This window comes from Lysobacter sp. CA199, from assembly GCF_052078715.1.
Classification (GTDB): domain Bacteria; phylum Pseudomonadota; class Gammaproteobacteria; order Xanthomonadales; family Xanthomonadaceae; genus Lysobacter.
The window spans coordinates 45,213-67,931 of the sequence record NZ_JBQJIL010000008.1 but is presented as its reverse complement, the minus strand read 5'-3'; the positions used below and the strand labels follow the sequence as shown (position 1 = coordinate 67,931).

The 22,719-nt window shown below is 64.7% G+C and carries 18 protein-coding genes; 9 read left to right on the top strand and 9 right to left on the bottom strand.

The annotated features are described in order from the left end of the window. Positions 1 to 8: 8 nt before the first annotated feature. Positions 9 to 1,175, bottom strand: a complete 1,167-nt coding sequence (gene sucC / locus ACTOWJ_RS15375; RefSeq protein WP_441335508.1) for an ADP-forming succinate--CoA ligase subunit beta — start codon at positions 1,173 to 1,175, stop codon at positions 9 to 11. Positions 1,176 to 1,568: 393 nt separating this feature from the next. On the opposite strand from sucC, the gene ACTOWJ_RS15370 reads away from it, so the two are divergent. Both ACTOWJ_RS15370 and ACTOWJ_RS15365 read left to right on the top strand, forming a co-directional pair. After that, positions 1,569 to 3,194, top strand: a complete 1,626-nt coding sequence (locus tag ACTOWJ_RS15370) for a sensor histidine kinase (protein WP_441335507.1) — start codon at positions 1,569 to 1,571, stop codon at positions 3,192 to 3,194. 96 nt (positions 3,195 to 3,290) lie between these two features. Next, positions 3,291 to 4,709 carry a sigma-54-dependent transcriptional regulator gene (locus tag ACTOWJ_RS15365; protein WP_441335506.1) on the top strand — a complete coding sequence of 473 codons (1,419 nt, stop codon included), beginning with the start codon at positions 3,291 to 3,293 and terminating at the stop codon, positions 4,707 to 4,709. Positions 4,710 to 4,739: 30 nt separating this feature from the next. Here the strand turns inward: ACTOWJ_RS15365 and ACTOWJ_RS15360 are convergent, their stop codons facing one another. Genes ACTOWJ_RS15360 through ACTOWJ_RS15345 form a run of 4 tightly spaced genes read right to left on the bottom strand, consistent with a single transcriptional unit; the run spans position 4,740 to position 7,550 of the window. Continuing rightward, the gene (locus ACTOWJ_RS15360; RefSeq protein WP_441335505.1) at positions 4,740 to 5,339 is read right to left on the bottom strand and encodes a class I SAM-dependent methyltransferase; all 600 of its coding nucleotides are present in this window, start codon (positions 5,337 to 5,339) and stop codon (positions 4,740 to 4,742) included. A 1-nt stretch (position 5,340) separates the two neighbouring features. Beyond that, positions 5,341 to 6,375, bottom strand: a complete 1,035-nt coding sequence (locus ACTOWJ_RS15355; protein WP_441335504.1) for a glycosyltransferase family 2 protein — start codon at positions 6,373 to 6,375, stop codon at positions 5,341 to 5,343. A gap of 11 nt (positions 6,376 to 6,386) precedes the next feature. Further along, positions 6,387 to 7,184 (bottom strand): glycosyltransferase family 2 protein, encoded by a 798-nt coding sequence (locus ACTOWJ_RS15350; protein ID WP_441335503.1) that lies wholly within the window; start codon positions 7,182 to 7,184, stop codon positions 6,387 to 6,389. Between the two features lie 3 nt (positions 7,185 to 7,187). After that, entirely contained in the window at positions 7,188 to 7,550 is a 363-nt protein-coding gene (locus tag ACTOWJ_RS15345; RefSeq protein ID WP_441335502.1) for an EamA family transporter, read from the bottom strand. Between the two features lie 486 nt (positions 7,551 to 8,036). Between ACTOWJ_RS15345 and ACTOWJ_RS15340 the strand changes: the two genes are divergently transcribed. From ACTOWJ_RS15340 to coaE, 6 genes are all read left to right on the top strand, one after another. Beyond that, positions 8,037 to 8,477 (top strand): pilin, encoded by a 441-nt coding sequence (locus ACTOWJ_RS15340; RefSeq protein ID WP_441335501.1) that lies wholly within the window; start codon positions 8,037 to 8,039, stop codon positions 8,475 to 8,477. 341 nt (positions 8,478 to 8,818) lie between these two features. Next, the gene (locus tag ACTOWJ_RS15335; protein WP_441335500.1) at positions 8,819 to 10,744 is read left to right on the top strand and encodes a hypothetical protein; all 1,926 of its coding nucleotides are present in this window, start codon (positions 8,819 to 8,821) and stop codon (positions 10,742 to 10,744) included. A 114-nt stretch (positions 10,745 to 10,858) separates the two neighbouring features. Continuing rightward, complete coding sequence (pilB, locus tag ACTOWJ_RS15330; RefSeq protein ID WP_441335499.1) at positions 10,859 to 12,589, top strand: type IV-A pilus assembly ATPase PilB; 1,731 nt, start codon at positions 10,859 to 10,861, stop codon at positions 12,587 to 12,589. 5 nt (positions 12,590 to 12,594) lie between these two features. Further along, positions 12,595 to 13,851: a type II secretion system F family protein gene (locus ACTOWJ_RS15325; protein ID WP_441335498.1), complete on the top strand. Its 1,257-nt coding sequence runs from the start codon at positions 12,595 to 12,597 to the stop codon at positions 13,849 to 13,851. Positions 13,852 to 13,872: 21 nt separating this feature from the next. Beyond that, entirely contained in the window at positions 13,873 to 14,760 is an 888-nt protein-coding gene (locus ACTOWJ_RS15320; RefSeq protein ID WP_441335497.1) for a prepilin peptidase, read from the top strand. A gap of 1 nt (position 14,761) precedes the next feature. Further along, entirely contained in the window at positions 14,762 to 15,382 is a 621-nt protein-coding gene (coaE, locus tag ACTOWJ_RS15315) for a dephospho-CoA kinase (protein WP_441335496.1), read from the top strand. 142 nt (positions 15,383 to 15,524) lie between these two features. On the opposite strand, the gene ACTOWJ_RS15310 is transcribed toward coaE, so the two are convergent. The 3 genes from ACTOWJ_RS15310 to ACTOWJ_RS15300 all read right to left on the bottom strand — a co-directional run bounded on the left by ACTOWJ_RS15310 (position 15,525) and on the right by ACTOWJ_RS15300 (position 20,879). After that, positions 15,525 to 16,493 carry a Nudix family hydrolase gene (locus tag ACTOWJ_RS15310; protein WP_441335779.1) on the bottom strand — a complete coding sequence of 323 codons (969 nt, stop codon included), beginning with the start codon at positions 16,491 to 16,493 and terminating at the stop codon, positions 15,525 to 15,527. 103 nt (positions 16,494 to 16,596) lie between these two features. Next, positions 16,597 to 19,317, bottom strand: coding sequence for a preprotein translocase subunit SecA (secA, locus tag ACTOWJ_RS15305; RefSeq protein ID WP_441335495.1), 2,721 nt, complete (start codon positions 19,315 to 19,317; stop codon positions 16,597 to 16,599). A gap of 650 nt (positions 19,318 to 19,967) precedes the next feature. Continuing rightward, positions 19,968 to 20,879, bottom strand: coding sequence for a peptidoglycan DD-metalloendopeptidase family protein (locus ACTOWJ_RS15300; RefSeq protein WP_441335494.1), 912 nt, complete (start codon positions 20,877 to 20,879; stop codon positions 19,968 to 19,970). 7 nt (positions 20,880 to 20,886) lie between these two features. Here ACTOWJ_RS15300 and ACTOWJ_RS15295 point away from each other — a divergent pair, with 7 nt between their 5' ends. Next, positions 20,887 to 21,351 carry a DUF721 domain-containing protein gene (locus ACTOWJ_RS15295; RefSeq protein ID WP_441335493.1) on the top strand — a complete coding sequence of 155 codons (465 nt, stop codon included), beginning with the start codon at positions 20,887 to 20,889 and terminating at the stop codon, positions 21,349 to 21,351. Between the two features lie 352 nt (positions 21,352 to 21,703). On the opposite strand, the gene lpxC is transcribed toward ACTOWJ_RS15295, so the two are convergent. Continuing rightward, positions 21,704 to 22,612, bottom strand: a complete 909-nt coding sequence (gene lpxC / locus ACTOWJ_RS15290; protein WP_441335492.1) for a UDP-3-O-acyl-N-acetylglucosamine deacetylase — start codon at positions 22,610 to 22,612, stop codon at positions 21,704 to 21,706. Between the last annotated feature and the right edge of the window lie 107 nt (positions 22,613 to 22,719).

Genomic DNA, 22,719 nt, shown 5'->3' with positions numbered 1-22,719 from the left:
TTAGCCCCTTACTTGCCAGCGACGGCAGCAACCGCCTTCTTAGCGCCGTCGTTGATATTGTCCGCCGGGGTAATGGCCAGACCCGAATTCTTCAGCAGTTCCTTGCCGGCTTCCACGTTGGTGCCTTCAAGACGCACGATGACCGGCACCTTGACGTCGACTTCCTTGACCGCGGCGATGATGCCCTCGGCGATCATGTCGCAGCGGACGATGCCGCCGAAGATGTTGACGAAGATCGCCTTGACCTTGTCCGAGCTGAGAATCAGCTTGAACGCTTCGGTCACGCGCTCCTTGGTGGCGCCGCCGCCGACGTCGAGGAAGTTGGCCGGCGAGCCGCCTTCCAACTGGATCACGTCCATGGTCGCCATCGCCAGACCGGCGCCGTTGACCATGCAGCCGATGTTGCCGTCCATGGTGACGTAGTTGAGATCGTGCTGACTGGCCAGCACTTCGGTCTCGTCTTCCTGGCGGATGTCGCGCATCGCCGCCAGGTCCTTGTGACGGAACGTGGCGTTGTCGTCGCTGTTGACCTTGCCGTCAAGCACGGCCAGGTTGCCGTTGGTGAGGATCGCCAGCGGGTTGAGTTCGACCAGCGCCAGGTCCTTCTCGTTGAACAGCTTGTACAAGCCCAGCATGATCGTGGTCAGCTGGCCGGCCTGCTTGGCGTTGAGGCCCAGGTCGAAGGCGAGCTCGCGGCACTGGTAGGCCTGCAGGCCCTGCACGTAGTTGACGTGCACGGTCTTGATCGCTTCCGGGGTTTCCTCGGCGACCTTCTCGATGTCCACGCCGCCTTCGGCCGAAGCGATGAAGGTGACCGACTGGGTCGAACGGTCGACCAAGATCGACAAGTACAGTTCCTTGTCGATGTCGGTGCCTTCGGAGATCAGCACCGAGTCGATCGGCAGAGCGACGCCGGCCGACTGGTAGGTCTCCATCTTGGTGCCGAGCATGGCCTTGGCGTACTGCTTCACTTCGTCGAAGTTCTTCGCCAGCTTGACGCCGCCGGCCTTGCCGCGGCCGCCTGCGTGGATCTGGGCCTTGACCACCCACAGATCGCCCGGAATGGCCTTGGCGGCCGCAACGGCTTCATCGGGAGTGCGCGCAACGCGCCCGGCCGGCACTGCGATGCCGTAGTCGGCAAACAGCTGCTTTGCCTGATATTCGTGAAAATTCATGCGTCACCGAGGGGAGTGAAAGACGTCCCGCGCGTGTACCCGGCCGAGGGCCGGCGGACGCGCGAGGGGGCCGCATTGTCGCCGATCGCGGCGGGTCGAGCAAAACCCGGCGACGGCCGGTCGACCGGCCGGACCCAGCATGGCCCCCGCGTGTTACCGGCCGATGCCGCGGGCGGAGCAGGCTCCGGGCCGTCCGGACCGCGCCCGCGACCGCTCCGATGCAAGCCCGAACGACGCACCGCGGCTACGCGGCGGCCCGATCAGGCAAGGTCCGCCCGACGGACCTGCCCCGCCTCGACGGCGTCCATGCCACCCGACCGCCGCTCCGCATCGGGCGCGAGCGGCCGCCCGCCCTATACTGATAAGTACTCCGCCCGCGCCGGGAATCCCCGCTTGCCGTCAGGTCTCGCTCCCTCCAGTCCGGCCGATGCCGACCTCGCGCTGCGCCGCGAACTGTATTTCTTCACCCTCTATCGCCTGCTGGAAGCCGCCTTGCTGGTGTTCTTCCTGTTCGGACCGGTGGACAGCCTGATCGCCCCTCCACGCCACGACTTGTTCGCCCGCTCGCTGGCGCTGTCGTATCTGTTCATGGCCGCGCTGCTGTTCGTGTTCGGCCGCCGCGGCGAGTTGCGCGGCCAGGTGATCGCCGGCATCGCCTGCGACCTGTTCTTCGGCATCCTGGCGATTCACGCGCTGCCCTCGGCCGGCACCGGCATCGCCCTGATGCTGATGTTCAACGTCGGCGCGGCCGCGCTGCTGCTGCCCACTCGCTACGGCATCAGCGCCGCGGTCCTGGCCTGCATCGGGCTGGTCGGCGAATGGCTGTGGAGCGAGCTCGGCAGCGAAAGCGTGGGCCGCACCCTCGCCGAGCCGATCATGTTCGCACTGGGCTATCTGTCGATCGCGCTGCTCACCAACATGCTCGGCCGGCAGATGCGCGAAAGCCAGGAACTGGCCGAACGCCGCGGCGCCGAGGCCGCCAACTACGCCGAAATCAACGAACTCATCATTCGCCGCATGCGCACCGGCGTGCTCCTGGTCGACGGCGAAGGCCGCCTGCGCCTGGCCAACGAGGCGGCGATGCTGTTGCTCGGCGACAGCGGCGAGTACGACGGCACCCGCCACGGCCACCGCATCCTCGCGATCGCTTCGCCCGAACTCGCCCGCCGCTTGAGCCGCTGGCGGGTGGAGGGGCGCCCCGACGAAAGCCCGCTGCAGCTCGCCCCCGACCTGCCCGAGGTAGTGCCGCGCTTCACCCGCCTGCTCGCCGGCAGCGATCAGACCCTGATCTTTCTCGACGACACCTCGCTGGTCTCGCGCCGCGCCGAATCGATCACCCTGGCCGCGCTCGGCCGCTTCTCGGCCAGCCTCGCCCACGAGATCCGCAATCCGCTCGCGGCGATCAACTACGCGGTGCAGTTGCTGGAAGAATCGCGCGATATCGCCGTGTCCGACCGGCGCCTGCTGGAAATCGTGCGCCAGCAGGGCTCGCGCATGAACGGCATCGTCGAGAACGTGCTCGGCATGGCCCGGCGCGAACCGGCCAAGCCCGAGCATGTGGAGTTGATGGGCTTCGTGCGCCAGTTCGTCGACGAATACCGTGCCAGTCACCCGATCGAGCTGGACACCTTGCGCGCGACCGGATCGCACAGCCAGGCCGCCGCGCTGGTCGATCCGCGCCAACTGCATCAGGCACTGACCGTGCTGGTGCACAACGCGCTCACCTACGGCCGCCAGCCCAGCGAACCGGCACGGGTGACCGTGCACGTGTACTTCGACGAAGTCGGCTTGCCGGCGATCGACGTGCTCGATCGCGGCCCGGGCATTCCCGACTCGGTCGCCGAACGCTTGTTCCGCCCGTTCTTCACCACCTCCAGCCACGGCACCGGCCTGGGGCTGTATATCGCGCGCGAACTATGCAGGGCCAACCAGGCCGCACTGGACTACGTGCCGGTGCCGGGCGGCGGCGGCTGCTTCCGCATCCGCCTGGCCGGCGCAAGCGCGCTCTCGCCGGGCTGAACGGATGCTACTCGACGAGGGCATTAGCAGAATCTGTGCCACAAGCGTCTTGGCCTTAACCATCCCGTTAAGCTATCTTGGGCGGTGGAGGGCGTAATGGCTGAAACTCGTAGTGCATTGGTAGTCGATGACGAGCGCGATATTCGCGAGTTGCTCGTCATGACCTTGGGCCGGATGGGCCTGCGTTGCGACACCGCGTCGGGCCTCGGCGAGGCTCGCAGCCAGCTCCTGCGCAACAGTTACGATTTATGCCTCACCGACATGCGCCTGCCCGACGGCTCGGGCATGGACTTGGTGGCCGAGATCAGCCAGAAGTATCCGAACACGCCGGTCGCGATGATCACCGCCTTCGGCAACGTCGAAGCCGCGGTCGACGCGCTCAAGGCCGGCGCGTTCGACTTCGTCGCCAAGCCGGTCGACCTGGCCGTGCTGCGCGACCTGGTCCGCCACGCCCTGGAACTCAACGAGACCCGCCGCACCGCCAGCGAGGCGGTCGGTTCGCGCCTGTACGGCGAATCGCCGGCGATGATCAAGCTGCGCCAGACCATCGGCAAGGTCGCGCGCAGTCAGGCGCCGGTCTATATCGCCGGCGAGTCCGGCGTCGGCAAAGAGCTGGTCGCCCGCACCATCCACTCCGAAGGCGGCCGCGCCGATGGCCCGTTCGTGCCGGTCAACTGCGGCGCGATCCCGGCCGAGCTGATGGAAAGCGAGTTCTTCGGTCATAAGAAAGGCAGCTTCACCGGCGCCCACGCCGACAAGCCCGGCCTGTTCCAGGCCGCCGACGGCGGCACCTTGTTTCTCGACGAGGTCGCCGAGCTGCCGCTGCCGATGCAGGTCAAGCTGCTGCGCGCGATCCAGGAAAAATCGATCCGCCCGGTCGGCGCGCAAACCGAAGTCGTGGTCGACGTGCGCATCCTCTCGGCGACCCACAAGGACCTCGCCGCGCTGGTCGCCGACGGCCGCTTCCGCCAGGACTTGTACTACCGCATCAACGTGATCGAACTGCGCGTGCCGCCGTTGCGCGAGCGCCTGGACGATCTGCCCGGCCTGGCCGCCAAGATCCTGCACCGCCTGGCCGGCAATCAGGGCCGCCCCGTACCGAGCCTGGGCGAGGACGCGCTCGATGCGCTGCGCGCCTACGGCTTCCCCGGCAACGTGCGCGAACTCGAAAACATTCTCGAGCGCGCCCTGGCCCTGGCCGAAGGCGAAGTGCTCAACGCCACCGACCTGCGGCTGCCGCGCCTGGCCACCCAGGCCCCGCCCGGCATCGCTGCTGGCGCCCCGAACACCGCCGGCGGGCACCCCGCCGCACCGCCGGGCGCCGTCGATCCGCGCACCTTGAACCCACGCGACACCGCGACCAGCGCCCTGCCCTCGTACATCGAGGAGATCGAGCGAGCGGCGATCCAGCAGGCGCTGCAGGAAAACCGCTACAACAAGACCCGCACCGCGGCGGCGCTGGGCATCACCTTCCGCGCGCTGCGGTACAAGCTCAAGAAGCTCGGGATCGATTGAGGCCGCCGCTGGCGGCCCTGACTTCGCGGCTCAGGCCGCGGCCAGAAACAGCGCCTGCAATTCGTGGTGCGCGAACCAGTCGCCGATTCCACGCAAGTCGCCGGGGAAATAACGCGAACGCGCCAGCTTGAAGCCGGTCCCGGCGACCACCTCGTCGGTCGACAACATCGCCCGGTCGACGAAGGTGCGATGGGTCGCATCGATGCGATAGCCCGCCTGGCCGGGCACGATCGCCAGTACGCGCCCGATGCCGAGACCGCGCGCGGCCGTCAGCAGCCGTCGCAAAATCGCCGCGGGCTCGTCCAGGTGTTCGAGCACGTGGCTGATCACCATCGATTCGAACCGCGCGCCGTGCAGCGCAGTGAGCTTCCAATCGTCGGCGTAGCCGTCGTAGGCCTCCACGTCCAGCCCCCTGGCGCGGCAATGAGCCACCGTGGCGAGGTTGTACTCCAGACCTTTCGACCCCGCCGGCAGGCGTTCGAGCAATTCGCCCACGCCGCAACCGAAATCCAGGGTCGGACCGTGCAACTGCGCCGCTGCGCTGCGCAGGTAGGCGCGCCGCACGATCCGCCGCAGCGCGCTGCGATCAGTCTGGTAGGCGGTGTAACTGGCATCGAAGTCGCCGCTCATTTCAGCTCTCGTCTTCGCTCGACAGCAGCAGCGGATGCAACGTGCGGCGCGGGACCGCGGCGATATCGTAGGCCAGGAAACCCAGCACCAACTGGATGCCGATGATGATCTGCAAGGCCGCCAGCATGACGCTACCGGCCGACGCGGTGATGCCGGTGGCGAAAGAGTCGTACCAAAAGCGCAGGCCCAGCACGGCGCCCAGCACGATGAACAACGTGCCCAGCGCAAGCTGGATGGAGGCCAGCGACAAATCGCGCAGGAAATAGTTATAGAAGATGCGCTTGCCGGTGTTGCGCACGTGCTTGAGCATGAAATCGAACAGGATCTTAGAGATGCGCAGATTGCTGGTCTCGTCGCCGTAGCGCGCGTCCATCGGCACATCGACCACGACCGCACGCACGATGTTCAGACGGAACAGCATGTCGGTTTCGAAGAAGTAGCGACGACTGATCTTCGCCAACGGCAGTTGCGCCACCACCCGCGCGTGGATGGCCGTATAACCGTTGGTCGGGTCGAAGATGTCCCAATAGCCGGAAGATATCTTGGTCATGAACGACAGCATCGCATTGCCGAAGATGCGCAAGCGCGGCATGCGATTGATCTGGGCAAGATCGTAGAAGCGGTTGCCCTTGGTGTAGTCGGCGTCGCCGCGCAGGATCGGACCGATCAGGCGCGGCAGCGCGCGCGCATCCATCTGATCGTCGCCGTCCATCTTGACGATGACATCGCAGCCGTCGTCCAACGCCCGCTGGTAACCGGCGATGACCGCGCCGCCGACGCCGAGATTGACTTCGTTATAGATCACGCTCACTCGCGGGTCGGTATTGAGCGCCTCGACATGGCGGCCCGACTCATCCGGGCAACGGTCGTCGACGACGTAAATCCGACTCACCAGTTCAGGGATCGAAGCGATCACATCCATGATGTGGCGACGCACGCGATGGCAGGGAATCACCACCGCGACCTGCACACGCACCGGCGCGACGCCTTGAGGCGCCTGCGACCACATTCTCCCCGGCGCTCTGCTTTCGGCCATGACCGTCTCGTTCATTCCCGCTCCCCGGCAGCGTAGGACAGGGCGTACACGCGCGCCAGCCAGCCCGCGACCGCGGGCGGCCACAGCGCCCGGAACATCTCCATATCCTCACGCGCGCGAACGCCGTCGATCACCGCGGCGGTGGTCTCGCTGCTGGCATGGATGCGGTGCAACATCAGCGATTGGCGCACATATACGAAACTGCCCGGGCGACGCGCCCGGCGCAACCAGGCGTCCCAGTCCAGATTGACCTTGAGATCTTCGCGGAATCCGGGCCCGTCCGCATCCACGCGCAACGTCACCGTCGGGCAGGAGATCGCGCAACCGAAGCGCAACGCGCGCTGCTTGGCCGCGAGGCTTCCGATCCGGCGCCGCCCCAGAAAGGCCAATTCCAACAGAACGCGCTTGATCAGCAACATCGGCGTATGGAATCGCTCGCGCTCGCCCAACAGCTCACCGTATCCCGTCGCGATCAGACTTACATCCGGCGCCGCGCGCGTCGCAGCGATCGAACGCTCGGCGAAACGCGGCAGATAGATATCGTCCTGATGGGCGATGGTGACCAGATCGGTATCGGCCTGGGACACAGCGAAATTCCAGTCGCGGCCTATCCCGCCATTGGGGCCGTGCACGCACAGGCGCGCGCCGAACTCGGCGGCGAGAGCTTCCAGTCCGTCATAAGGCGTGGAGGTGGCGACCACGATCGGCGAAGCGACGGTCTGCGCGCGCAGCGATTGCAGACAATCGCGCAAATGCGGCGAACGACCGTATGCAGGAACGACGAAGCTATGCGACAAATCGCGCTGCACGACTCAGCCGCCCTGGCCCAACATGGAAATCATCAACACTCCGATCGACACCAGCACGATGCCGGCCCACTGCATCGGCGCCAAGCGTTCGCCATAAAGCAGCCAACTCGATACCGCCATCAAGATATAGAAGAAGGCGCCGGAGGTCGCGAAGGCCACGCCCAGCTTGACCCGGCTGACCACCAGCATCCACACCGTGAACCCGATCGCCTGCACGGCGACGGCCACGATCACCGCGGGCGAGCTCAATGCCGCCCATAGCCACGCCACGCCGGTCGGCGCCGGCGAGCGCGCCGCGATCTGCAACATCGCGTGCTTTACCAACAACTGACTGCCCAGGGTCGAGCACGTCACGAAGAAAATCATCGCAAGATCGCGAATCACTCAAAGCCCTCTCTACAGCGCCGATTGGCACCAGAAATGCGACATATTTCTCATCTTGCCCCGCCCCCCTGGAGCGGATGCCCTCAATCGCGGATGACGCACGCGTCGGCATCGATCAGGCGCAGGAAATCTAGCATGCGAGCCGTCGGCCGCAATGCACGCGCCAGACCGAGGTCGGCGCCGTTGCGATCTCGCCCGCCGGCGACGATTTCGCCTCGTCCCTATTCAACCTGCCCTTGTGCGTCACCCAAATCGAACCGCACTGACAAATTGCGTCACCGAAAACGGGCCAAAACCAATTCATTAACGTGACAACAAACCCAGTTTGAATTCGGGCCTGCCCAACACCGGCAGTTGGCATGGGTTATGCGTAGCCTTAGGCACGTGCAGCTCGCACGGCTGCCGAAGGACCGAACACCGGGCCTGCTGGCACGTAAGTTTCTATCAATCACTCCTAGGGGAAACACCATGAAGAACCAGAAAGGCTTCACCCTCATCGAACTGATGATCGTCATCGCCATCCTCGGCATCCTGGTCGCGATCGCGCTGCCGGCTTACCAGGACTACTCGGTCCGCGCCAAGATGTCCGAAGGCCTCGCGGCCGCTGCTCCGGCCAAGCTGGCCGTGTCGGAAACGGCTTCGGATCGTGGCTCGCTGGCTACTGTGACTCAGGCGCTCACCGGCTTCCAGTTCCAGGGCCCGACCCGGTACGTTGCAACGGTCTCGATCGCCGCGCAGGGCATCATCACCGTGGAGACTAAAGAGACTGGCGCGGATCCGGCTGGCGCTACCATCACCCTGACCCCGTCGGTTGCGGACGGTACGACCACCTCGACCCAGCTGGTCTGGAAGTGCACCTCCAGCGTCACCCGCAAGTCCCAGGTTCCGGCCGAGTGCCGCGGCACCTAAGCTAAAACGCAGTGCGTTTCACGAAGGCCCGGCGAATACAAGCCGGGCCTTTTTTTATATTGATCGAACGCACGGCCGAGAAGTAATTCATGACCGAACGATCTATGGCTAACGGCACGTAACAGACCGACATGTACCAGAATGAATCCTGCGTTTAACAAGACAACCGTCTCCTCGGCGACTGCCAATACTCAACAACCTATCGCGACTTACCGTATCGCCGATTTGGGGAGACAACAGCATGATCCTTCAACCTTGCTAACCAAGAGTAACGTTTTCGCTTCGCCAGCTAACTTACTTTTGCGCTACCTTCGCAATCCTCCAGACACGAAAGCCTTCCTATGCTGTTGAGTCGCTACTTGAATCGCAATGTGGTGGGCCTGGGCGCATTGCTGCTGGCTACGATCGCACTGTACTGGATCGGTCTCAAAGGCCCATTCCTGTTCGACGATGGATGGAACCTGGCGCCGATCGAGAAATGGCGGTTGGGTAAGGCGACTTTTCAGGAGGTAGTGTTCGGCGATCGTTCGCTACTGCTGGCACGCCCAGTTGCAATGGCCAGCTTCGTGCTTACATCCAGCTTCGGACCTGGCACGTTCCCATACAAGCTGGGCAATCTTGTCATTCACCTTCTGTGTGGCGTATTGGTTTGGGTCATTACGCGACGGATATCGCGACAAGACGTACAACTGAACCCAAACGCAAATCTCGTAGCTCTGATTGTCGCCGCGTTCTGGCTACTCCATCCTTTGCATGTCAGCACAGTTCTATATGCAGTTCAGCGCATGGCGCAACTGGCGAGCTTATTCGTGCTGGCATCGTGCTGGACCTATCTGATTGCTCGTCAACAGGCGTCCCAAGGGCTGACTCGCAAGGCAGCACTACACCTATTCTTGACTTTCCCGTTGCTGGTAGCGGCCGGCCTGTTAAGCAAACAGAACGCCGCGGTGGCCCCTCTTCTGTGCCTAGTTATTGAGGTTGCCTACTTCCGAGGCCAAGCGGGCAAGCGTCTGATAACTACATTCTTTGCGCTGAGCCTAGGCATACCGGCGCTTGCGACTGCCATTTTCCTAGCCGCACGGCCATACGTCCTGACTCAAGGCTATACCGAGTGGACGTTCACTCTCAGCCAACGCCTCCTCACCCAGCCACACGCATTGGCCGACTATCTGTCGATGCTGGTGCTGCCACGCGGCCCACAAATGGGCCTGTACACGGATGATTTCCCCGTCTCGACCGGCATTCTTGCGCCGCCGTCGACTTTGATATCCATCCTATCGCTCGCAGCGTTTAGCATCGTAGCGATACTCCTGAGGAGACGCGCGCCAATCGTGTTCGCTGGGTGGTTCTTTTTCCTTGGAGCGCATATAGTCGAGTCCAGCATACTTCCGCTGGAAATGTACTACGAGCATCGCAACTACCTGCCATCGGTCGGAATTTTCTGGATCATTGTCGGCGGCCTGGCCTCTGCTCCACCAATAAGCACCAATGTTCTGACCCCTCGCCAGTTGGGGCTGATTGGGGCAACCGTATTTGCCGCCATACTTGCGTTTGCGACATTCGGGCGAGTGCTCATATGGCAAGACAAGGAATCTATTTTCGCGCAAGGACTGACATACCACCCACAGTCCCTGCGCGCGGTGTTTGACAGCAGCATGCTGGCGCTGGAAAAGAAGCAATTCGACACCGCGAAAAAACTGACTGCGCAATTGGCAGTCAATGGGGAAAACCCGCAGTATCGGGCGTTATCCAATATATTCCTGATATCCATCGACTGCGAAAAGAACGGTGATGCCGATCCTGCGTACTTGAAGGCCGCACAGAAGGACGTGGGCGATCGCGTCACCGTTCTCGAATCCGAGATCATGCGTTACCTGACGACGATTCATGCCGAGAAAGGTGGCTGCGGCAAGGCCACGGCATCCGACATCGCCGACACATTCAGCCTCATCATCGAGCGAAGCCGCCAACAACCCGACAGCGCGACGCCGAAATGGACCGCCCGCTTTTATGCGGCGCAGATGTTTGCCCGCGCCGAACGCTGGGAGGAAGCCGAACACATGTCCAGGATCGCCTGGGAACAAGGCCGCACCATCTCGACCGGGAGTCTGCACGCCACGTTGCTGATGAGCGTGGGCCGGACCAACGACGCCCACGCGCTCTATCGGGTGCTCGCCAAACGCGTGCCGGCACATGACCTCAAGAATCAGGCGGAACTGGCCAGCCTGCGGACATACTTCCAGGAGCAAGGCCACCCGATTCCGTGACCTTAATCGGATTTCAGGCGCTTCAAGCCATACAAGCGCCAGACGGGGACCTGCGGTCTGCCTAACCTCGACCGGATTGCGCTACAGTCTCAGACGGGGAAACTAGAGGTTCGTATGTCTACGGTGGCGAACGCCAACCTTGTGGGAATCACCGGCATTGTCCGACGCCTGGTCCTGGACGGGGCGCTCGAGGAGCAGGCCGCGCGCGGTGCATTGTCCGCTGCCAGCGCCGAGCGGGTCTCGATCGCGACCTATCTGCTGGAAAAGCGCCTGACGACTCCCAGTCAGTTAGCGGCCGCCAATTCAGTCGAGTTCGGCATCCCGCTGATCGACCCGGGCGCCATCGACCCCGCCCAGGCGGCGATCAACGCCGTCAGTGAGAGCCTGTTCCGCACCCACAACGTGCTGCCGCTGTTCAAGCGCGGCAACAAGCTGTTCGTCGGGCTGGCGGATCCGACCAATACCCGCGCGCTGGACGAGATCAAGTTCCAGACCAACTTGGCCATCGAGGCCATCCTGGTCGACGAGGACACGATCAAGCGCACCCTCGACCGTTGGATGGACACGGCCGACGCGCTCAATGCGGCGGTCGGCGACGGCGAAGGACTCGATAATCTCGACATCGGCAAGGACGAGGATCTGGCCACGGCCGCCGGCGACAGCGGTATCGACGCCAAGAGCGACGACACTCCGGTGGTCAAGTTCGTCAACAAGGTGCTGGTCGACGCGATCCGTCGCGGCGCTTCGGACATCCATTTCGAACCTTACGAAACCGACTACCGGGTGCGCCTGCGCATCGACGGCTTGCTCAAGCAAGTCGCCAAAGTGCCCAACAAGCTGCACGCGCGCATCGCCGCGCGCCTGAAGGTCATGGCGCAGCTCGACATCGCCGAGAAGCGCGTGCCGCAGGACGGACGCATCAAGCTCAACCTGTCCAAGACCAAGCAGATCGACTTCCGTATGAGCACCTTGCCGACGCTGTTCGGCGAGAAGATCGTGCTGCGTATCCTCGACGGCAGCGCGGCGCGGCTGGGGATCGAGAAACTCGGCTATGAGGACTATCAGAAGGAACTGTTCGTCAACGCCGTAATGAAGCCTTACGGCATGGTCCTGGTGACCGGCCCGACCGGCTCGGGCAAGACGGTTTCGCTGTACACCGCGCTCAATATCCTCAACGACGACCAGCGCAATATCTCCACGGTCGAAGACCCGGTCGAGATCCGCGTGCCTGGCATCAACCAGGTGCAGATGAACGTCAAGCGCGGAATGACTTTCGCCGCCGCCTTGCGCAGCTTTCTGCGCCAGGATCCGGACGTGATCATGGTCGGCGAAATCCGCGACCTAGAGACCGCGGAAATCGCCATCAAAGCAGCACAGACCGGCCACATGGTGCTCTCGACCCTGCATACCAACGACGCCCCGCAGACCATTTCGCGACTGATGAACATGGGCGTGGCGCCGTACAACATCACCTCCTCAGTCACCCTGGTGATCGCGCAGCGCCTTGCGCGCCGCCTGCACGACTGCAAGCGCGAGGTGCATCTGCCCGAGCATGCTCTGCTGGCGGAAGGCTTCACCCACGAGGAAATCACCTCGGGTTTCAAACTGTACGAGCCGGCGGGATGCCCGGACTGCACCGAGGGCTACAAGGGACGTACCGGCATCTATCAGGTCATGCCCATGACCGACGAAATCCAGGCCATCGTGCTCGAGGGCGGCAATGCGATGCAGATCGCCGCCGCGGCCATCAAGTCGGGCGTGAGCGATCTGCGTCGCTCGGCCCTGGTCAAGGTGATGAACGGCGTCACCGGCCTGGCCGAAATCAACCGCGTAACTAAGGACTAAGCCCCATGTCCGCGACCCGCTCCGCAACCAAAACCGCCGCCGTACCCCGCCGCGCCAATCCCCTGGACGTATTCGTCTGGCAAGGCACCGACAAGCGCGGCATCAAGATGAAGGGCGAGCAGTCGGCCAAGAATGCCAATCTGGTCCGCGCCGAACTGCGCCGCCAAGGCATCAATCCGACCGTGGTCAAGCCCAAGGGCAAGCCGCTGTTCGGCGCCGCCGGCAAGCGCATCACCCCGCGCGAGATCGCGATCTTCAGCCGCCAGATCGCCACCATGATGAAATCCGGCGTGCCGATCGTGAGTGCGCTGGAAATCATCGGCGAGGGGCAGAAAAACATTCGCATGAAGAACCTGCTGAACACGATCCGAGGCGATCTGGAAAGCGGTCTATCGATGCACGAGGCCCTGTCCAAGCACCCCGTCCAGTTCGACGAGCTTTATCGCAACCTGGTCAAGGCCGGCGAATCGGCCGGCGTGCTGGAAACGGTGCTCGACACCATCGCCAACTACAAAGAAAACATCGAAACCCTCAAGGGCAAGATCAAGAAAGCGCTGTTCTACCCGGCGATGGTCGTCGCGGTCGCCATCCTGGTCAGCGCGGTGTTGCTGATCTTCGTGGTGCCGACCTTCAAGGCCACTTTCCAAAGCTTCGGCGCCGACTTGCCGGCCTTCACCTTGCTGGTGATCGGCATGAGCGAGTTCGCAATTTCGTGGTGGTGGCTGATCCTGCTGGTCGCAATCGGCGCGGTGGTCGCATTCATCATGGCCAAGAACCGCTCACCGGCCTTCGCCCACTTCCTCGACCGGATGATGCTGAAGCTTCCGATCGTCGGCCAGATTCTGCATAACGCCGCGGTCGCGCGCTTCGCCCGGACCCTGGCGGTCACCTTCCGCGCGGGCGTGCCGCTGGTCGAGGCGCTGGAGACCGTGGCCGGCGCGACCGGCAACGTGGTCTACGAGAAGGCGGTGCTGCGTATCCGCGATGACGTCTCGGTGGGTTATCAGGTCAACATGGCGATGAAGCAGGTCAACCTGTTCCCGCACATGGTCATCCAGATGACCGCGATCGGCGAAGAAGCCGGCGCGCTCGACACCATGCTGATCAAGGTCGCCGAGTTCTTCGAACAGGAGGTCAACAACGCCGTCGACGCGCTGTCGAGCCTGCTGGAGCCGCTGATCATGATCATCCTCGGCGTTCTCGTCGGCGGCATGGTCGTCGCCATGTACCTGCCGATCTTCAAGCTTGCTGCGACGATCTGATCGGCGAAGTATCCTGCGCACATGGCATTTCTAGATCAGAACCCCGGCCTCGGGTATCCCCTCGCGGCCGGTTTGGGGCTGCTGCTCGGCAGCTTCTACAACGTGGTGATCCTGCGCCTGCCCAAGCGGCTGGAGTGGGAGTGGAAGAAGGACGCGCGCGAGGCCCTGGAGCTGCCGGAGATTTACGATCCGCCCCCGCCGGGTATCGCGGTCGAGCGCTCGCACTGCCCGCACTGCAAGCATCAGTTGTCCTGGTACGAGAACATCCCGGTCGTCAGTTACGCGGTGCTGGGCGGCAAGTGCCGGCACTGCAAGGCGCCGATCTCGATCCAGTACCCGGCGGTCGAACTGCTGACCATGCTGCTGATGCTGGCCTGCGTGGCCCGCTTCGGCTTCGGCTGGCAGGGATTCGGGGCGATGGTGTTCACCAGCTTCCTGATCATCCTGTCCGGCATCGACCTGCGCACCCAGTACCTGCCCGACGCCCTGACTCTGCCATTGATGTGGCTGGGCATCATCGCGGCCAGCGACAACCTGTATTTCCCGGTCAAACCGGCCGTACTCGGCGCGATCGCGGGGTTTACCAGTCTGTGGCTGGTGAACTGGATCTATAAGCAGTATCAGGTCGTGGTCAAACGGGTCAAAAACCCGCGTGAGGGCATGGGCGGCGGCGACTTCAAGCTGCTCGCCGCGATCGGCGCCTGGGTCGGGCTCAAGGGCGTGCTGCCGGTGATTCTGATGTCCTCGCTGGTCGGCGCGGTGATCGGCTCGGTCTGGCTGGCGGTCAAGGGCCGCGACATCGGCATTCCGATTCCGTTCGGCCCGTATCTGGCGATCGCCGGCTGGATCGTGTTCTTCTGGGGCGAAGCGCTGCTGCAGGCCTATCTGCGGTACTCCGGGATCGGCTGAGATGGCCGGGTTCTGCGTCGGCGTGACCGGCGGGGTGGCCTCGGGCAAGAGCGAGGTGACCCGGCGCTTCGAGGCGCTGGGCATCGTCGTCGCCGACGCCGATCTGGCCGCGCGCGCGGCGGTGGCGGCCGGCAGCCAAGGGCTGGCCCAGGTGGTCGCGACATTCGGCGACGAAATCCTGGATGGCCAGGGCGCGCTGGATCGCGCCGCGATGCGCCGGATCGTGTTCGGCGACGAGGCCGCCCGACGGCGACTGGAGGCCATCGTGCATCCGCTGGTGCGCTCGATGCTGCGCGAACAGTGCCAAACCGCCGCCGGCGCCTATGCGATCGCAGCGATTCCGCTGCTGGCCGAAGGCGGTGGACGCGACGCCTACCCTTGGCTGGACCGCTGCCTGGTGGTCGATGTGCCAGTGGCCGTGCAGCAGGCCCGGGTGATGCGGCGCGATGGAATCGAAGCGGAGTTGGCGCAGCGCATGATCGCGGCCCAGGCCACCCGCGAGGCGCGGCTGGCGATCGCTGACGACGTCATCGTCAACGACGGCCCGATCGACGCGCTAAAGGTGCAGGTCGAGGCGTTGGACCGGCGTTATCGGGCGCTGGCGGAGAGCTTGCGGGACTGAGGCATCTCGCGAACTGAGCCGAAAGCATCGGGCCTGAAGGCCTTCCCACAAAAGGCGCTGAAATCACAAGAGCTCTTGTGGGAGGGCCTTCAGGCCCGACGCCTTCCGATATCACCGGTGCCCCGGGCCCAACCTTCGCGCCTCAAACCGGTGCCCACAGGCTCCGAATCGCCGCGATGCCTTGCGCGCCATGCCGGCGCGCCTCGCCCAGATCCTCCAGACCCAGCCCGCCGATGGCATAGATCGGCAACGACACCGACTCGCGCAAGGCCGCGAAGGCTTCCCAGCCGATGCCGAGCACGCTCGGATGGCTCGGGGTCGGCTTGATCGAGCCGAGCACGGCGAAGTCGCAGCCCAACGCCTGTGCGGCGCGCAGTTCGTCGGCGTCGTGGCAGGAGGCCGCCAGAGGCAATGACGACGCGATCGGGCGCTGGCTCAACTCGCGCAGTTGCGCGGCGCGCAGATGCAGGCCGACGCCGAGCGAAGTCGCCAGGGCGAGGTCGCCGTTGATCAACACCTCGGCCTTGGCCGCGCGACAGCGCTTGACCGCGGCCGCGACCAGGCGCGCCCATCGCTGCGCGTCGGCGGCGTTCGCCAGTTGCGGCGCGCGCAGCTGCACGCGCCGCATGCCGGCCGCCAGCGAAGCCGACAGCGCCGCCAGCCAATCTTCGTCGCCGACGCCGGGCTCGGGGGTGACCAGATAACGGTCGGCCTGCTCCAATGCGGCGACCACCGGCCGATCGGCCGGCGGCATCGCATAGCTGGCGAGCTTGTGCGGCGGCACCCAGACCAGAGCCTGACCCTCGCGACCGCGCGCGCTGCCGCGCCAGGCGCGGATCTCGCGCACGTCCAGGACCAGACGCTTGTCGGGATAGGCCTGAGGAACCCGGATCAACTCCGCGCCCACCTCGGCCTCGATGCCGAGCTCCTCGTGCAGCTCGCGGCTAAGCGCCGCCTCGGCGGTTTCGCCGGGCTCACGCTTGCCGCCGGGGAACTCCCACAGGCCGGCCAGATCGCGGCCTTCGGTACGGCGACTGAGCAGCACCCGACCACGCGCGTCGCGGATGACCCCGGCGACGACTTCTACAAGGCGGGATGGGGGATGGAGGATGGGGGATGAGGGAGAAGCGGCGGCGGCCGCTGCGTTATCGGCCGGGACGGCCTCGGCTTTCGCCTTGCCGATCCCGAATCCCGAATCCCGAATCCCGCCGCCCTCAGCCCAACTGCCCATGGCAGTGCTTGTACTTCTTACCGCTACCGCAGGGGCAAGGATCGTTGCGGCCGACATTGGCGAAAGCTTCTTCGGAAGCCTGCGCGGCTTCCTCGTCGGCGCCGAAACCGCCGGCGCTGGCGTGCTGGAACTGCATCTGCCGCAGCTGCGTCTCGGCCTGCGCGCGCTCCTGGGCTTCCAGCGCGGCGATTTCCTCTTCGCTCTGGATGCGCACGCGCGCCAGGATGGTCACCACTTCGCGCTTGACCTTGTCGAGCATCTCGGAGAACAGCTCGAAGGCTTCCTTCTTGTACTCCTGCTTGGGCTGCTTCTGCGCGTAACCGCGCAGATGGATGCCCTGGCGCAGGTAGTCCATGCGCGCCAGATGTTCCTTCCAGTTCTGGTCGAGCACGTTGAGCATGATGTGTTTTTCGAGCATGCGCATGGTTTCGCTGCCCAACTGCTGCTCGCGCGCGTCGAAGTGCCCGGCGACCGCGTCCTGGACGTGCTGGCCCACCGTCTCGGCGTCGAGTTCCTCGGCCTTGCTCGCGGTTTCCACCAGCGGCACCTGCACGTTGAACTCCTGCGCGATGGTGGCTTCCAGGCCCGGCAGATCCCATTGGTCGTCGACCGAATTGGCCGGGACGTGGCGCTGGACCATGTCGGCGACGACGTCGCCGCGAATGCCCACGACGTTGTCCTGCACGCTTTCGGCTTCCAGCAACTCGTCGCGCTGGCCGTAGATCACCTTGCGCTGATCGTTGTTGACGTCGTCGAAGTCGAGCAGGTTCTTACGGATATCGAAGTTGTGCGCCTCGACCTTGCGTTGCGCGTTGGCGATCTGCTTGGTCACCAACGGGCTTTCGATGATGTCGTCTTCCTTCAGGCCCATGCGCGCCATCACGCGCTGCACCCAGTCGGCGGCGAAGATGCGCATCAGATTGTCTTCGAGCGACAGGTAGAAGCGCGAAGAACCCGGATCGCCCTGGCGGCCGGCGCGACCGCGCAACTGGTTGTCGATACGGCGCGATTCGTGACGCTCGGTGCCGACGATGTGCAAGCCGCCGGACGCCTTGACCGCGTCGTGGCGCTGCTGCCACTCGCCCTTCAGGCGTTTGTGGGTGACCTCGTCGACCGGTTCGCCGTTGTTCTGCGCGGCCAGATCGTTGAGTTCGGCCTCCAGAGAACCGCCGAGCACGATGTCGGTACCGCGGCCGGCCATGTTGGTGGCGATGGTGATCGCGCCGGGGCGGCCGGCCTGGGCGATGATGTTGGCTTCGCGCTCGTGCTGCTTGGCGTTGAGCACTTCGTGCGGCACGCCGGCGCTCTTGAGCTGCTGGCTCAGCATTTCCGAGACTTCGATCGAGGTCGTACCGACCAGCACCGGCTGTCCGCGTTCGTGCGCCGCCTGGATCTCGGCCAGCACCGCGCGATATTTGCCGTTGCGATTGAGGAACACCTGATCGGAGTGGTCCTTGCGCTGCATCGGCCGGTTGGTCGGAATCACGATCACTTCCAGGCCGTAGATGCTCTGGAATTCGTAGGCTTCCGTGTCCGCCGTACCGGTCATGCCGGACAGCTTCTTGTACATGCGGAACAGATTCTGGAAGGTGATCGAGGCCAGCGTCTGGTTCTCGCGCTGGACCGGCACGCCTTCCTTCGCCTCCACCGCCTGATGCAGGCCGTCGGACCAGCGGCGCCCTTGCAGGGTGCGGCCGGTGAATTCGTCGACGATCACCACTTCGCCGTCGCGCACGATGTAATCGACGTCGCGCTGATAGATGGCATGCGCGCGCAGCGCGGCGTTGAGGTGATGCACGACCGAAATGTTGTGGCCGGCGTACAGCGAATCGTCGTCTTCCGACAAGATGCCGGCCTTGCGCAGCAGATCCTCGGCGTGTTCCTGGCCGGCTTCGGACAGGTGCACCGACTTGCCCTTCTCGTCGACCCAGTAATCGCCGTCGCCGTCTTCCTTGTCCTGACGGGTCAGCGAGGGAACGATGCGGTTGACCTTGATGTACAGCTCCGGCGATTCGTCGGCCGGGCCGGAGATGATCAGCGGGGTGCGCGCTTCGTCGATCAGGATCGAGTCGACTTCGTCGACGATCGCGTAATGCAGGCCGCGCTGGAAACGATCGTCCTTCGACAGCGCCATGTTGTCGCGCAGATAGTCGAAGCCGAATTCGTTGTTGGTGCCGTAGGTGATGTCGCTGGCGTAAGCGGCGTGCTTGTCGCTGTGCTGCATGCCCGGGTAGACCACGCCGACGCTCAGGCCCAGCCAGTTGTAGACCTTGCCCATCCACGCCGAGTCGCGGCGTGCGAGGTAGTCGTTGACGGTGACCACGTGCACGCCCTTGCCTTCGAGCGCGTTGAGGTACACCGGCAGCGTGCCGACCAGGGTCTTGCCTTCGCCGGTGCGCATCTCGGCGATCTTGCCCAGATGCAGGACCATGCCGCCGATCAGCTGCACATCGTAATGACGCATGCCGAGCACGCGCCTGGACGCTTCACGGCAGACCGCGAAAGCCTCCGGCAGCAACTTGTCGAGCGACTCGCCGGCGGCGACGCGCTGCTGGAACTCCGGCGTCTTGGCCTGCAACTGGGCATCGGAGAGTTTTTCCATCTCCGGCTCGAGCGCATTGATCTTGACGACCGATCGTTGCAGTTGGCGCAGCAAGCGATCGTTGCGGCTGCCGAAAACGCGGGTAAGCAAGCTGTTGAGCATGAACGGGTCCGTGTAAAGCGAACGGGGTTGCACAAGCGGGACGTGTTAAGAACGCGTTGCCGCCGGCAAGTTCCCCAGGAATCCAGTCTACCGGCCGATCCGTCGCGACCGGCGTCCCGTTATGGGTCGCCGAAACGAAATCGGGAGCGCCGTGCGCCCCCGATCGGATCGAGCCTGGTCTTTGGCCACACGCATTCTAGCGTGGGGGGCGACCTGAACGGTATCAAGGGGGATGTGCGCCGATCGAATGTGGGACTTTGCCCAATTCGGCAGTTTCGCAACTGCCCGCTGTCGCTCCCTGCTTACCGCAGTGCGGCGGGCGTTCGATGGGGCGCGAACCGGTGGCTCGCAAATGGGGACTTTCTCGCCCGGCCCGCCGCAGTGCGGCGGGCGTTCGGCGGGCTGCGAGCCGGTGGCTCGAAAATGGGGACTTTCTCGCCCAGCCCGCCGCAGTGCGGCGGGCGTTCGATGGGGCGCGAACCGGTGGCTCGAAAATGGGGACTTTCTCGCCCGGCCCGCCGCAGTGCGGCGGGCGTTCGGCGGGCTGCGAGCCGGTGGCTCGCAAAAAACGGGGACTTTCTCGCCCGGCCCGCCGCAGTGCGGCGGGCGTTCGGCGGGCTGCGAGCCGGTGGCTCGCAAGCGAGCCCGCCTCACCCCCGCAACGGCGACTGCTGGTTGAGGAACTTGACCGGATTCACGACCCGGCCGCTTTCCCAGACTTCGAAGTGCACGTGGGCACCAGTGGAGCGGCCGCTGGAGCCCGCCTTAGCGATCTCCTGCCCGGCGCGGACCAGCTCGCCGACCTTCATCAGCAGGCGCGAGTTGTGCGCATAGCGGGTCACGTAGCCGTTGCCGTGGTCGATCTCGACCACATTGCCGTAGCCCGAACGCACGCCGGAATAGCTGACCACGCCGTCAGCCACGGCCAGCACCGGGTCGCCGACATCGGCTTCGAAGTCGATGCCCTTGTGGAACGCGGCGCCGCCGTTGAACGGGTCGGCGCGACCGCCGAAGCCCGAAGTAATGTAGCTGTTGGCGATCGGCGCACGCGAGGGCACCGCGTTCATGTCGATCTGACGGTTGAACAGCAGCGCTTCGAGCACCGAGAGCTGTTCGCCGGAGGCCTTGAACTGGCTCGCCAGCTTGTCCATCCCGGCATTGAGCTCGGGCTTGGCCATGTCGCGGACCGGGCCGGCGCCACCGACGCCGACCGGCTTGTTGAAATCGAACTCGCCGTCCTGGAGCTGGCCGATCCGGGTCAGGCGCTCGCCCAGGGCGTTGAGGCGGTTGGCCTCGGCCTGCAGCTCGCCCATGCGCGCGGCCAGAGCATTGATCTCGCGCTGCGCGTCGCGGCGGGTGGCGGCGATCTGACCCTGCTGCTGCGCCAGTTCGGCGCGTAGCATGCGGTTGTCGGCGATCCCGGCGCCGGCACCGACGCATACGCCGGTACCGAGCAGCAGCGCCATGGCGAGCGCGGGCCGGTGAGAGCCGATCCGGCCGCACTGCTGGAAGAAACCGTCCAGCTTGGCGCGCGTGTTGTTTACGATGGATTGATAGGTCATGTGTCCGATGTCTGATTACAAGCCCAAAAGGCCGCCGTCGCGCGGCCCTTCCACGCCGCGCATCGCTATGGATGCGCTGACGGGAACTGACCCCGCTGGCAACCCGGGCGGTTCCATTGTCCGTCGCGCCATGTGGCTCGACGAACTGGACCGTCGGTTACGCCCCTACCTGCCGCCTTCGATCGCCGCGCATGCGCGGCTGGCCAACTTCGAACGCGGCAGGCTCGTGTACGTCGTCGATGCCCCGGTGTGGCGCGCCAAACTGCGGCTCGCGGCTCCGGAACTGCTCGACGCAGCCCGATCCATCGGGCTGGATGTGGCCGAACTCGTCGTCAAGACGACGATTCCGAACCCGGCGGCAGCACCGGAGCGGAAGGCCAAACCCATGTCGGCCGCGACGCAAGCTGCGTTGCAGGCCGCACTGGCCTCGTTGAACAAGCCCGATCCTTCGGGTCCCAACGATGCCAGTTGACGCTCGGCCGGTTCGCGTTTGGGCGCGAATCGGCGGGGGTCCGAGAGCCGGGTCGGGGCATCCTACTGGCCGAGCCCCCCGGGTTTGTTAAGTGTTCGGTAGCGTTCTAGAAAAGTTTCGTTAGAAAAAAGTTAAGGCGTCACACTACATTCACGAGTGTGACCGAGTTAACGTTCCTGACTTTTCTGGGCCGTCGTCACAAGACGCCGGGCTTCGCATTCAGCCGGAAGCGTCCGGGGCGAAGGTGCATCCGCTGAGCCGGGATGCGAGGCGATGGACGTCGAAGGCCGGCAGAAACGGTTCCGGCAGGGCCACACGGTCTCCGCCGCGTACCCGCGGCGGGGACGGCGGCTCAGGCCGTGGCAGGCTCGCCGTAGGCGACCGGAGTGGGCTCGGCGTCGCTGTAGCTCACCAATTCCCAGGCCGAACGCTCGGCCAGCAGCGCGCGCACCAGCTTGTTGTTGAGCGCGTGGCCGGACTTGTAGCCCTCGTAGGCGCCGATGATGGCGTGGCCGGCCAGATACAGGTCGCCGACCGCGTCGAGTATCTTGTGGCGCACGAACTCGTCGGCGTAACGCAGGCCGTCGTCGTTGAGCACGCGAAACTCGTCGAGCACGATCGCGTTGTCCATCGAGCCGCCCAGGCCGAGGTTGCGTTCGCGCATGTATTCCAGATCGCGCATGAAGCCGAAGGTGCGGGCGCGGCTCACTTCGCGGATGTAGTTCTCGGTGGAGAACTGCACTTCCGCGCGCGACTGCGAGGCCGGGATCGCCGGATGGTCGAAGACCACGGTGAAGCCCAGGCGGAAACCTTCGAACGGCTCGAAACGCGCGACCTTGTCGCCTTCGCGCACTTCCACCGGGTGCTTGATGCGGATGAAACGCTTGGGCGCGTCCTGCTCGGCGATGCCGGCGGACTGCAGCAGGAACACGAACGGACCGGCCGAGCCGTCCATGATCGGCACTTCCGGCGCGGACAGCTCGACGATGCAGTTGTCGATGCCCAGTCCGGCCATGGCCGAGAGCAGATGCTCGACCGTCATGACCTTGCCGGCGCCGTAGGTCAGGCCGGTGCACAGCGTGGTCTCGGTGACCAGATCGGCGCGCGCGGGCATCTCCACCACCGGGTCGAGATCGACGCGGCGGAACACGATGCCGGTGTCCACCGAGGCCGGACGCAGGGTGAGAAACACTTTCTCGCCGCTGTGCAAGCCCACGCCGGTGGCGCGGATCACATTCTTGAGGGTGCGCTGACGCAGCATGGTCGTGGGGACTTCCGCGAAGTTCTTGTTCTGGAGTGGTACTGGCTGTCCGACCGGGCGGCCACGGGGCCTGCAGGGACGGAATAGCTAATGGGGACGGGCATTAA